Genomic DNA, 11934 nt, shown 5'->3' with positions numbered 1-11934 from the left:
TAGGTCAACAATTAATTAAGCATATGGCTGGGAGTGTGGAAGAAAGTTAAGATAAGAGCAGCCACCATAAGTGACTGCTAAATTTGAGAGTTACTGTAGTGCTTAGTTTGCTTTGCTTCGAGATTGCTTAAGTGCTTCACCAAGCTCACCCGCAATTGCTTGAATTTCAGGCATAGCGTCTTGTACTAAGGCTTGTGACATTTGCATTGATTCTTGCATTACTTGTGGCATTTTCTTCAAAATAGCCTGCCCTGACTCTGTCTTATAAAAAGCTAACATGTCGCTAATTTCTTGTTCAGTAAATTGTTTATCGTAGAGGTTAATCATCATCGGCTGCATTTTTTGCCAGCTCATTTTTGTTTTTAATACCTCGGTCATATCAGCATAATATTTGTCGAAAATTGCTTTCTCATCTGGCTTTACGCCCATTTGCACTGACATATTTTGCATCATGCCCTCAACTTGCGCATACATAGAGTCAACCATGGCATCCATGTTCATCACCTCTACCAGCTCATCAATTTTTTGCTGTTTGGCAGTTTGCGCTGCAAGGTTAGTTGAAAAAATTAAAAGTGAAAGCAGTATTACCTTACCCATATTAATATCCTTTTTGTATTTGAATTAGCGTCATAATCACATGTTCAACAAGTGTTGTAAATGGGGACAACTAAAAAACGAAAAAGCCGAATAACAGGTGTTTATTCGGCTTTTAATCGTTTATTCCCAGAGCTAATCTTTTTCGATATTATCGAGCCCTTTCGTTCCCTCTTTAGCTTTAAGCTTATGATGAATAGCGGTTTTAATCAGCATATAGCCACTAATAGGTGCAGTGATTAATAGAAATATAGTGATTAATATTTCTTTTACACTTAAGCCACTGACTGAATTAGCAAAAAATACCATAGCAGCGGTAAGTATACTCGCCATACCTAAAGTGGTGGCTTTTGTTGGCCCATGTAAACGCATAAAAAAGTCAGGTAATTTAATTAAACCAATTGAGCCAATTAAAATAAATAACCCGCCTAATAGCAGCAATATTGATACGATCCATTCACTTATCATTTTAATACCTTACTCAATTATGTCGCCGCGAAGTAAATACTTACATACAGCTACCGTACTTATAAACCCAAGCATGGCAATAAGTAAGGCTGCTTCAAAGTACAGCCCCGTGCCCATGCTAATGCTATATAAAATAATCAGTGCAATCACGTTAATGTACATAGTATCGAGCGCTAAAATACGATCCGGTACTGATGGGCCAATAATAAGTCGCCATAGATTAAGTAATAACGACAATCCAACCATTGAAAAAACAATCAGTAATACTGTATCTAACATTGAAATATCTCCTTTAGGGGAGCTTCGTAACGTGCTTTTATTTGTTTAATAAGCGCTTGCTCATCATCTAAATCTAACACGTGAATTAATAAATAACGCTGTACCGGTTCATCGTCTTCATTAAGCGATTTAATCAGCGGGTAAACCTCGGCACTTACCGTACCCGGCGTTAAAGACACGCAGCTTGCTAAAATAGTAATTGGCATTTCATGCATTAAATCTATAGGCACTTTAACAAAGCCTGGACGCAGATTTTTTGAAGGGCCCAGAATTAATAATGCCACTTGCAAGTTAGCCACTATAATATCGTAAAGTACGATTAGTAATTGCTTAAGTGCTAGCCCCGGCTTTAATATCAGCGGTTGCGGGTCTCTAAACGACATACTAAATAACGGTATTAGCAACGCGAGTAGCGCCCCTAATATAATATGCCCTACCGACACACTGTTATTTAACAAGAGCCATACTATAAATAAAAATAGACTACGAAACGGCGTAGGTAACCAACCAAAACGAGCTTGTAAGCGCATTACATACCTCCCTTAAGTACCGCATTAATACCACCACTAATGTCGTGAAGCTGTGTTGCCGCCTCGAGGGCGTACTGTGTTGCCACGTCACCAAAAATAACCAGTAGTATTGAACTTGCCAATAAACCAACTAACACGGTCACTTGTAGCGGGTGGGCATTGGCAGCATCGCTAGCATCACCTGTTTTGTCTTTACGTTCCCAAAACAAACTAGTACCTGCACGTGATATAGCCACAATTAGCGCTAAGCTCATAATTAAGTAAACAGGCCAAAATACCAGTGCTTGCTCGCTATTTAAGGTCGTTTTTAAAATCCAAATTTTGCCAACAAAGCCCGAAAAAGGTGGCATACCAATAACGGTTAAACCGGCAATAATAAAACACGCACCTAATAAAAATGGTTGCTTTACTGCACGCCCGCCGACTAATCGATCACCAGCTTTACCTCGTTGTGTTGCAATTAAATCAGCAAGTAAAAATAGCGCCGCAGTCACTAACGTTGAATGCACTAAATAGTAAAGCAATGCAGCGGTGGCATTTATGTTTTGGAGTGCGACTAATGCCACCAACGTCCCTACAGAAACCAGTACTAAATTAGCGGTAAGCTTACGTAAATCTTGTGCGGCTAACACCCCTATTGCGCCAATCACTATGGTGGCAATAGCCAGCGCCCATAACCAAGACTGCGCCATATGCTCAAGTTCGCCAGCTTGTTCACCAAAAATAACCGTGTATACACGTAAGGTCGCATAAACACCAACTTTAGTCATAATCGCGAATAATGCAGCAACCACAGGTGTGGCACTTGAGTAGGCGTTTGGTAACCATAAATGCAATGGTAATAACGCACTTTTAAGTGCAAATACAACGAGTAATAATAACCCGCCCGCTTTTGCTAAATAAACGTCGTCACCACTTAGCTGCGGTACTTTATTGGCCATATCAGCAATATTTAAGGTGCCTAATACTCCGTATAAAATACCTAAACCAATTAAAAATACGCTTGAACCTACTAAATTTAAAATAACGTAATGCAGAGCAGCGCGCGTTTTGGGTTTACCGCCACCGTGCATTAACAGCGCATAAGAGGCAATTAATAACACTTCAAAAAATACGAAGACGTTAAATAAATCCCCTGTTAAAAATGCACCATTTACCCCTAGTATTAAAAAATGGATTAAAGGGTGAAAAAAGCTACCTTGTTCATCATCACCAGCACAGCCATATAAAGCCACGCCAACCCCCAAAAAGGCGGTTAAAGTGACTAACAAGGTCGAGAGCATATCTGCAACCAGTACAATACCAAATGGTGCAGACCAGTTACCTATTGCATAAACAATAATTCCATTATCTTTAACCTGAATTAGCAGTAATACCGTAACTGCAAAGGTTAAAATAGCCATTAAGCTAGACATAAATCGGCGTGCAAATAAGCTTTTGCCACACGGTGGGAGCAACAAAATAATTGCCGCTAGCATTGGCAGTAAAATAGGCAAAGATGCTAAATGCTGAATCATTTTCTCTCCTTGCGTTTATTTTTAGTTAGGGTGCCATCAACATGGTCGTTGCCTAAATCTGCTCGGCCTCGAATAGATAAAATAACCACAAACGCAGTCATCGCAAAGCCAATTACAATGGCTGTTAACACTAAGGCTTGTGGTAGCGGGTCAGCGTAATCAGCGCCAGTCCCTAGTACCACGGCCTTATTAATTGTTAAGCGCCCTGATGAGAATAAAAACAAATTAACCGCGTAAGAAATCATTGTCAGCCCCAGTACCACTGGGAATGTACGCGCTCTTAGTAATAAAAACACGCCACAGGTGACTAACACGCCAACGCAAGATGCGTATAACAGTTCCATTAAATATTTACCTCTTCTTTCTCTGCGTTCGCGGTCATATTACCTAAGCTCGCAAGGATCATCAGCGTAGCGCCAACAACAGTTAAGTACACGCCCAAGTCAAATACAATGGCGCTGGCAAGCTCTGTTTTACCAACAAACGGAATATCAAAGTAATCAAACCAGGTAGTTAAAAATGGCTTATCAAAGAACCAACTTCCCACACCTGTAAACATGGCAATAGCAATACCTGATGCAATAATTTTTCGATAGTTAACATCAAAGCGTTCATTTATCCACGCAGTACCATGCGCCATATATTGTAAAATAAAGGCAATAGAAGTTACGAGGCCTGCTATAAAGCCTCCTCCAGGTAAGTTATGACCGCGTAGGAAAATATAAGCAGACACTAATAGCGCTAATGGCAGTAAGCTTTGAGAAATACAAGCCAATAAAATAGGATGGCGATCTTTAGACCATGGACGCCCTTCACTATCGCTCGCTGGCATATAAAGTGGAATTCTTGATAACAGTTTAAATATGCCCAGTGCGGCAATACCTAACACGGTAATTTCACCTAAAGTATCAAAGCCCCTAAAATCAACCAAAATAACGTTAACTACATTAGTACCACCACCGCCTGTTTTGGCGTTAGCAATAAAGAACTCAGAAATTGAATCAAGCGGACGAGTCAGTAAGGCGTAACAAATACTCGCAATAATGATCCCCACGGTAGAGGAGATAACCACATCACGTAAAATACGCAATGAGCTTGACTCTCTTGGCGTGCTTTGAGGTAAGAAAAACAGTGCCAACATTAATAGTATAATAGTCGCTACTTCTACAGTAAGTTGCGTTAAGGCCAAGTCAGGCGCTGAAAAACGGGTAAACGCCACCGACACCATTAGTCCCACAATCGACAGCATTAATAACGACACCATTCGAATTCGATGCCAAATAACGGTAGCAATTGCACCTATTATGAGTAGTCCTGCACCAATTGCGTTTTGAATATCAACCGGGGTATTAGGCACGCTACCAGCTAGCTGCTTCATTTCAAATAATGGCCAACCAGAGGCAAGTAATACAACGCCTAACATTATAAATACATAACGTTGTAATGAGCCATTTTCTGTTGATTGGATTTTGTTTTGACACCAATTGACCACTACCGCTAAAAAACGCTCGAAGATTTTTTTAGCGTTAAAAGGAGGTAACGACGCTTGGAACTGGAACAAGTACTTTCGATTAACGTAAATAAATAAACCACCAATTACCGCCATACCACTCATAAGTAGAGGTAAATTGAAACCATGCCAAATAGTCAACTTGTACTCGGGCATAGCTTGACCAAGTACAGCCAGCGACGCGGCTGATAAAATACCGTCAACGACAAAGTGTGGAAAAATACCCACTAAAATACACAGTACCACTAAGATCTCTATAGGCACACGCATATAACGCGGCGCTTCATGAGGGGTACGTGGTAAATCAATTGGCTCACCATTAAAGAACACGTCATGAATAAAGCGTGATGAGTACGCCACCGACAACGCACCCGCTACAGTTGCCAGCACCGGAATTAGCCACGACATAGAGCCAAGCACTTGCTGATGTAGTGTCTCAGCAAAGAACATTTCTTTTGATAAGAAACCATTTAACAACGGTACACCTGCCATAGCGGCAGCAGCCACCATCGCCAAGGTTGCCGTATAAGGTAAGTAGCGCCACATGCCATTGAGTTTGCGCATATCACGAGTCCCGGTTTCATGATCAATAATACCGGTTGCCATAAATAACGACGCTTTAAACGTCGCGTGGTTAATAATATGAAAAATAGCGGCAACGGTTGCAAGCTGTGTATCCAGACCAAGTAATAATGTAATTAAACCCAAATGACTAATCGTTGAATAGGCTAACAAGCCTTTTAAATCATGTTTGAATAACGCGATATAAGCGCCAAATAATAACGTGGTTAAACCGGTCAAACCGACTAATAAAAACCAAGTATCGGTACCCGCTAATGCGGGATAAAAACGCGCAAGTAAAAAGATACCTGCTTTTACCATGGTGGCAGAGTGTAAATACGCACTTACCGGCGTAGGTGCAGCCATAGCGTGCGGTAACCAAAAATGAAACGGAAATTGTGCAGATTTAGTAAAAGCACCCAGTAAAACTAATACCAGTGCTAATTCATATAAGTCGTGAGATTGAATAATCGCTTTGCTAGCTAAAATGGTGTCTAAGTCGTAACTTCCAACAATATCGCCTAACAACATTAAACCACCCAGCAAGGCTAAACCACCTGCGCCGGTTACTGCTAATGCCATGCGCGCCCCCTTGCGCGCCTCTGATTTGTGCCACCAGTAACTGATCAGCAAGAACGAGCTAATACTGGTTAGCTCCCAAAATACCCATAACTGAATCACATTGTTTGACATAACAATGCCCAGCATGGCGGTCATAAATAACATTAAGTAGCTAAATAGCTTTGGCAGCGAATCATTTTGACTTAGGTAATAACGGGCATACAAAATAACCAGCAGCCCTATTCCTAAAATCATAAATAAAAACAGTAAACTTAATCCATCCAAGCGTAAGGAAATATCCAGCCCTAAAGCAGGTATCCACTGTGCGCTAAAACGAATGGTTTCTCCCGCGAGAATCGCAGGCGCATGATAAAGTGTAATTGCAAGCGCGGCTAATGGCGCAATAGCCGTTAGGCTCGTTGCCTGATTTCGAGAAAGTTTGCCGGTGCATGCAGAAATAACACTGCCTAATAAGGATAACAGGGGTATCCAGAGCAAAGTCATAATGAAGGGCCTTTTTGAATCATAAAGTTTATCAATTCGCTACTTGTTATTATTAAATACCAAAGTGACTTGGGTATACGTTTTATGTCTGTTTTTTAACAACATTAATACGTACAGTTATACTGATAAACGCAGTTTTTGTCTATAGAAAGCGCCGCTAGCGGGATAATAATCAAACAAAAATGCCTATAAATTCATGAACTGAAGTAAAACAAGCTTAGCTTTTAAACAGTTTACGGCAGAGTCTATAACCACTAAAATCGTACAAATAAATCAGCATTGAGTGCTATATGGGTCTGCCACAAAACACGGTATTGCGCTGATAGCCCTAACTGTTGATATTGCATAATTGACCACTGTGCACTGGGTTTATAAGCAGTGCCACCTTGTTGGCAACTTTGGCTTTTGTGCCACCCTTTGGGAGCATCTGATTTTTTTGCAATAAATAAGTTAGGAGCAACAAACCCATCAAGCTGACATAACCACGCTTGCTTTTTTGCTGGTAAAGCGTACTCATCTTCAAAGCCATTAAAGTGCATTAATTCATGCAAAAAAACCGCGTAGCTAGCCTGTGAATTAATATGCATTAAACCATTTTTTACACTGGCAGTACCTTGCTTAGGCATCATAACAGCAAAATCGAACCCAGAGGGAAGCCGCTTTTTAAGCGATGATTGTTGCCAATTGCACTTAGCACGGGAGGATTCAGTACTATTGCAGCTAATTGCACTACCCACATAAACTGGTTTTGAAAAACAAAAGGTATTGAGACTCGGCTCTGGGTTTTGAAAGTACGCGTTACGAAATTGATTGAGCCTGTATAAACCATCTCGGTGATCGCTCAACATTAATACATTAAATGTACACTGCTTTTGTATCTCAACTTGCTCGTTTGCAAGTAAAAACCCTAACTTATCCATGAATGATGCACTCAATGTTTCTATGGGTGCTTGTTGCTGTAATTGCAGATGATAAAAGATATCGCCTTTAGGAAGCTTATTTTGATTTTTTAGTAGCGCTAAATCCTGCCAACGCTGTTGCGAAAATAACGAGTCGGCGAGTTTTTTTTGCTGTGCTCGTGTAATTTTATCCAAACTTGCTTGCCAAAATAGTTTAGCCGTTTCAGTTTGATTATTGCTTAATAATGACAACCCATAGCCATATTGAGCATCCGCTATTTTATTGCGAGCTAAGGTTGCTAAGGCTGTGGTGGGTAATTGTAATATGTGGTTTGCAAAGTAACGAGGGAATTGCCAATAACTGTCAATCACATTGGCCTTGGCATGTAATACTTGCCAAAAGCCAATGCTATTTTGTTTATTACTCGAGCCACTAATAACGCTAGCGCACAGTAATAAAGCACTTAGTTTTAAATAATTAGCCAGCGCTTTCACTGGCCATCAACTCAAGCTCTAAACGCGCATACTTATATTCTATAAATTCATGTACGTTCGTTGCTAGCGCCAATTTAAAGTAATCTGTGGCAATTGAGAGCTCACCTGCGGCTTGGTGCTGTTTAGCTAAGTAAAAATAAGCTTCACATAAACGCTGAGCGTATTCTTGTTGTGAACTTACACCATCGGCTATGCCTGAAAAAAAGGCTTTTTCACTCAAATCACCCACATACAAAGCAATAAGCTGATACGCCCATTCATTTTCATCAAGGGCCGCCGCATTGGCTTTTAACGCAGCGATTGCCGCGGTTTTATCTTGTGCTGCTTGAGCTAAATAAAGCCACAATACACGATAAGGGTCGTTAGGAGAGCGCTCCAAGAATGTTTTAAAGTCATCCTTTGCAAGCGTGGCTCTATCACCATAGTACAAAGCAATACCACGATTTAAATACGCATATTCATGTTCTTGGTCTAACTCTATGGCTGAATCAAAATACTCGTATGCTTTTTCGTATTGCTGCATCAAGGTATGCTGAATACCCAAAAAGTTATAGACTTCAGCCAAATCAGGCTTAAGTTTAACCGCTCGGTTAAAATCAATTCGCGATAAAGTCGTCATGCCTAAGCTATCAAACAGTACTCCACGGTCATAATAGAGCTTTGCTTGTTGTTCTGTACTCAAGTCTGCTCTGTTTAATAGCTCTGAAAAACGTGCAATGGCAATTTCATTTCTAAAATCTGATGCAAGCGGTGCAGTAAATGGCACATTAATAATAGCAGCGGGTTTAGTAGTAGCCTGACAAGCGCTTAAAGACAAAATAGCAAAAGATGCCAAGGCTAAATGTTTAAGTCTCATTAAAATCCTTAATACCGAGGTAAGTAGCAAATAGATAAGACATAAGCTGTCTTGTAAGGTTCATTCCTGTTATGTGTTATTAATATCAACCGGCATAAATATTTGAACAATTTAACGAATTAAATACCCCTATAACGTTGTTAAAATTCTTTTATTTAGAACAACTAGATATCAAAAATTTTGCTTAGTTATAGAGCAATTTTCTTATCGTTAAAATAAGTCCCATATCCAAGCAGGTTGGTATAAGTATGATGAACACAATTAATTGCTAACATTAAAGCATAAAAAAAGGGGCTAAACAGCCCCTTTTTATACTATCCAGTAATTATCTGGATGAAAGTTTAGCAATTACGCGTCTTTAGACTCGTCAGCTGCAGGTGCTGCTGATTCCATTGCTTCTTTAATACTTAGACGTACACGGCCTTGACGGTCTACTTCTAGTACTTTAACTTTAACTTCTTGACCTTCGCTAAGGTGATCAGCAACGTTGTTAACACGCTCAGTGCTGATTTGTGAGATATGCACTAGGCCATCTTTACCAGGAAGAATGTTTACAAACGCACCGAAATCAACGATACGTACCACTTTACCTTCGTAGATAGTACCTACTTCAAGCTCAGCAGTTAATTGCTCAATACGGCTAATTGCATTTGCTGCACTTTCACCGTCTGTAGCAGCAATCTTGATTGTGCCATCATCACCGATTTCAATCGTAGTACCCGTTTCTTCAGTAAGCTGACGGATAGTTGCGCCACCTTTACCGATAACTTCTGCGATTTTCTTCTGTGGGATTTGCATCGTGTAAATACGCGGAGCAAACATAGATAACTCTTCAGAAGGTGCAGAAATCGCTTCGTCCATTACATTTAGAATGTGTAAACGTGCAGCTTTCGCTTGTTTAAGCGCGATTTGCATGATTTCTTGAGTAATACCTTCAATTTTGATATCCATTTGCAGTGCAGTGATACCGTTAGTTGTACCCGCTACTTTAAAGTCCATATCACCTAAGTGATCTTCATCACCTAAGATATCTGAAAGAACAACAAAGTTTTCTTCTTCTTTAACTAAGCCCATTGCGATACCCGCAACTGAGGCTTTAATTGGAACACCTGCGTTCATAAGCGCTAAAGACGTACCACAAACCGATGCCATTGAAGATGAACCATTTGATTCAGTAATTTCAGATACAACACGGATTGAATATGGGAAGTCAGTCAATGTTGGCATTACAGCTTGGATACCACGCTTAGCTAGGTTACCGTGGCCGATTTCACGACGCTTAGGAGAACCAACAAAACCAGTTTCACCTACACAGAACGGAGGGAAGTTATAGTTAAGCATAAAGTGGTTTTTGTGCGTGCCAGTTAAATCGTCGATTAACTGTGAATCACGTTCTGTACCAAGTGTTGCTGTTACTAATGCTTGCGTTTCACCACGTGTGAAGATTGCAGAGCCGTGAGTACGTGGAAGTACGCCCGTCATTACATCTAGAGCACGGATCATATCTGGTTCACGACCATCGATACGTTTTTCGCCAGCAGCGATACGGCCACGAACGATTTTCTTCTCAAGTGAACCGAATACTTTACCTACTTCTTGCTTATCAAGCGTTTCGCCTTCAGCAAGTTCGCTTGTTAGTGCTTCAACAACCGCATCTTTTGCAGCAGTTAATGCTTCTTTACGCGCTACTTTATCAGTAATACGGTAAGCTTCGCCTACTTTATCAGCAGCAAGAGTTGCTACTTTCTCTTCTAATGCAACGTTTTTCTCAGGTGCAGTCCAATCCCAAGTAGGCTTGCCTGCTTCTGCTTTAAATTCGTTAATTGCATTGATGATAGACTGTGATTGCTCATGGCCGTATACAACCGCGCCTAGCATTACGTCTTCAGCAAGTACGTCTGCTTCTGATTCAACCATAAGTACTGCGTTATCAGTACCAGCAACAACTAAGTCAAGTTGGCTCTCTTCAAGCTCTTTTAGTGTCGGGTTAAGTACGTATTCACCGTTAATGTAACCAACACGTGATGCACCAATTGGACCGCTGAACGGGATACCAGAGATAGCAAGTGCTGCTGATGTACCAATCATCGCAACCATATCAGGTTGGATTTCAGGGTTTACAGAAACAACAGTCGCGATAACTTGTACTTCGTTTACGAAACCATTTGGGAAAAGTGGACGAATTGGACGGTCAATAAGACGTGCAATAAGTGTTTCGCCATCGTTAGGACGACCTTCACGTTTAAGGAAACCACCTGGGATACGACCAGCAGCGTACATACGCTCTTGGTAGTTAACTGTTAGTGGGAAGAAGTCTTGACCTGGTTGAGCTTCACGCTTACCAACAACCGTTACTAGTACTGACGTGTCGCCAATGCTTGCTAGTACTGCGCCGTCAGCTTGACGAGCGATAGCACCTGTTTCTAGCGTCACTGTGTGTTGACCTAGTTGAAATTCTTTTATAATTGCTTGCACTTAAAATATTCCTTAAATGTATTTTTAGTATTAATTAAGTTTTCATCAAAGTACCAATTACAGTACATAATTGTATTCAGTTGGAAATCAATTAAGTACTACAATTGGCAATGATGTAAATAACCGTAAATAAACCTTTTTATCTACGCGCCATAGTATATAACAAAGTCAGGTAAAATTGCGAGCTTAGTCCAGAGATAAACGCGTTGCTAAATTATGTACTTTGCTGTTACTTACAATGTGGCTTTTAGCTGATATTTCAAGGGGATTAATCGATGTGGATAGTGGGTATGGGGAAATTTAGACACAAAAAAAGGAGCTAAAAAGCTCCCCTTTTGATAATCAAGTTCTTAGCGACGTAGGCCAAGCTCTTTGATTAACGCAGTGTAACGCGAGATATCTTTACCTTTAAGGTAATCAAGCAGTTTACGGCGAGTGCTTACTTTACGAAGCAGACCACGACGTGAGTGGAAGTCATGCTTGTGATCAGCAAAGTGACCTTGAAGCTTGTTGATATCAAAAGTAAGTAATGCTACTTGTACTTCAGGTGAACCAGTGTCGCCTTCAGCGCGTGCGAATTTAGCAATGATATCGATTTTTTCTTGATTGCTTAGTGACATAATAACTCCAAAAGTTAAATTTAATAGGTGCTTTAGCCGATCACTAATTCAGCCAAAACGATTAA

Annotated in this window: 11 protein-coding genes; all 11 read right to left on the bottom strand. The window is 40.5% G+C overall.

Going from position 1 to position 11934, the window contains the following annotated elements:
• Positions 1-102: 102 nt before the first annotated feature.
• Positions 103-597: a DUF2059 domain-containing protein gene (locus ACNSN3_RS04420; RefSeq protein WP_055011750.1), complete on the bottom strand. Its 495-nt coding sequence runs from the start codon at positions 595-597 to the stop codon at positions 103-105.
• A 132-nt stretch (positions 598-729) separates the two neighbouring features.
• A complete protein-coding gene (locus ACNSN3_RS04415) occupies positions 730-1062 on the bottom strand; it encodes a Na+/H+ antiporter subunit G (protein ID WP_008114566.1) in 333 nt (110 codons plus the stop codon).
• A 9-nt stretch (positions 1063-1071) separates the two neighbouring features.
• The gene (locus tag ACNSN3_RS04410; RefSeq protein WP_008114565.1) at positions 1072-1341 is read right to left on the bottom strand and encodes a K+/H+ antiporter subunit F; all 270 of its coding nucleotides are present in this window, start codon (positions 1339-1341) and stop codon (positions 1072-1074) included.
• Positions 1335-1871: a Na+/H+ antiporter subunit E gene (locus ACNSN3_RS04405; RefSeq protein WP_054202162.1), complete on the bottom strand. Its 537-nt coding sequence runs from the start codon at positions 1869-1871 to the stop codon at positions 1335-1337. Before ACNSN3_RS04405 ends, ACNSN3_RS04410 begins: the two co-directional genes overlap by 7 nt.
• On the bottom strand, positions 1871-3388 hold the full coding sequence (locus ACNSN3_RS04400; RefSeq protein ID WP_010391405.1) for a monovalent cation/H+ antiporter subunit D: 1518 nt from the start codon (positions 3386-3388) through the stop codon (positions 1871-1873). Before ACNSN3_RS04400 ends, ACNSN3_RS04405 begins: the two co-directional genes overlap by 1 nt.
• Positions 3385-3732 carry a Na+/H+ antiporter subunit C gene (locus ACNSN3_RS04395; protein ID WP_054202160.1) on the bottom strand — a complete coding sequence of 116 codons (348 nt, stop codon included), beginning with the start codon at positions 3730-3732 and terminating at the stop codon, positions 3385-3387. Before ACNSN3_RS04395 ends, ACNSN3_RS04400 begins: the two co-directional genes overlap by 4 nt.
• On the bottom strand, positions 3732-6524 hold the full coding sequence (locus tag ACNSN3_RS04390; RefSeq protein WP_418608642.1) for a monovalent cation/H+ antiporter subunit A: 2793 nt from the start codon (positions 6522-6524) through the stop codon (positions 3732-3734). The genes ACNSN3_RS04395 and ACNSN3_RS04390 overlap by 1 nt, the downstream gene beginning before the upstream one ends.
• A 254-nt stretch (positions 6525-6778) precedes the next feature.
• Complete coding sequence (locus ACNSN3_RS04385; RefSeq protein WP_418608641.1) at positions 6779-7918, bottom strand: hypothetical protein; 1140 nt, start codon at positions 7916-7918, stop codon at positions 6779-6781.
• A complete protein-coding gene (gene nlpI, locus ACNSN3_RS04380) occupies positions 7902-8774 on the bottom strand; it encodes a lipoprotein NlpI (RefSeq protein WP_075170569.1) in 873 nt (290 codons plus the stop codon). The genes ACNSN3_RS04385 and nlpI overlap by 17 nt, the downstream gene beginning before the upstream one ends.
• Before the next feature lie 348 nt (positions 8775-9122).
• The gene (gene pnp / locus ACNSN3_RS04375; RefSeq protein WP_054202157.1) at positions 9123-11249 is read right to left on the bottom strand and encodes a polyribonucleotide nucleotidyltransferase; all 2127 of its coding nucleotides are present in this window, start codon (positions 11247-11249) and stop codon (positions 9123-9125) included.
• 350 nt (positions 11250-11599) lie between these two features.
• On the bottom strand, positions 11600-11869 hold the full coding sequence (gene rpsO / locus ACNSN3_RS04370; RefSeq protein WP_006793376.1) for a 30S ribosomal protein S15: 270 nt from the start codon (positions 11867-11869) through the stop codon (positions 11600-11602).
• Positions 11870-11934: the final 65 nt, after the last annotated feature.

Origin of the sequence: Pseudoalteromonas sp. US3C1004 (genome assembly GCF_048401065.1) — a bacterium.
GTDB classification, from domain to species: Bacteria; Pseudomonadota; Gammaproteobacteria; order Enterobacterales; family Alteromonadaceae; genus Pseudoalteromonas; species Pseudoalteromonas undina.
This window is presented reverse-complemented; position numbering and strand designations above follow the sequence as displayed.

Bases quoted from the DNA above. Each gene is read 5' to 3' on its own strand.
- ACNSN3_RS04420 (WP_055011750.1), bottom strand. From the start codon at position 597: ATGGGTAAGGTAATACTGCTTTCACTTTTAATTTTTTCAACTAACCTT.
- ACNSN3_RS04415 (WP_008114566.1), bottom strand. From the start codon at position 1,062: ATGATAAGTGAATGGATCGTATCAATATTGCTGCTATTAGGCGGGTTA.
- ACNSN3_RS04410 (WP_008114565.1), bottom strand. From the start codon at position 1,341: ATGTTAGATACAGTATTACTGATTGTTTTTTCAATGGTTGGATTGTCG.
- ACNSN3_RS04405 (WP_054202162.1), bottom strand. From the start codon at position 1,871: ATGCGCTTACAAGCTCGTTTTGGTTGGTTACCTACGCCGTTTCGTAGT.
- ACNSN3_RS04400 (WP_010391405.1), bottom strand. From the start codon at position 3,388: ATGATTCAGCATTTAGCATCTTTGCCTATTTTACTGCCAATGCTAGCG.
- ACNSN3_RS04395 (WP_054202160.1), bottom strand. From the start codon at position 3,732: ATGGAACTGTTATACGCATCTTGCGTTGGCGTGTTAGTCACCTGTGGC.
- ACNSN3_RS04390 (WP_418608642.1), bottom strand. From the start codon at position 6,524: ATGACTTTGCTCTGGATACCCCTGTTATCCTTATTAGGCAGTGTTATT.
- nlpI (WP_075170569.1), bottom strand. From the start codon at position 8,774: ATGAGACTTAAACATTTAGCCTTGGCATCTTTTGCTATTTTGTCTTTA.
- rpsO (WP_006793376.1), bottom strand. From the start codon at position 11,869: ATGTCACTAAGCAATCAAGAAAAAATCGATATCATTGCTAAATTCGCA.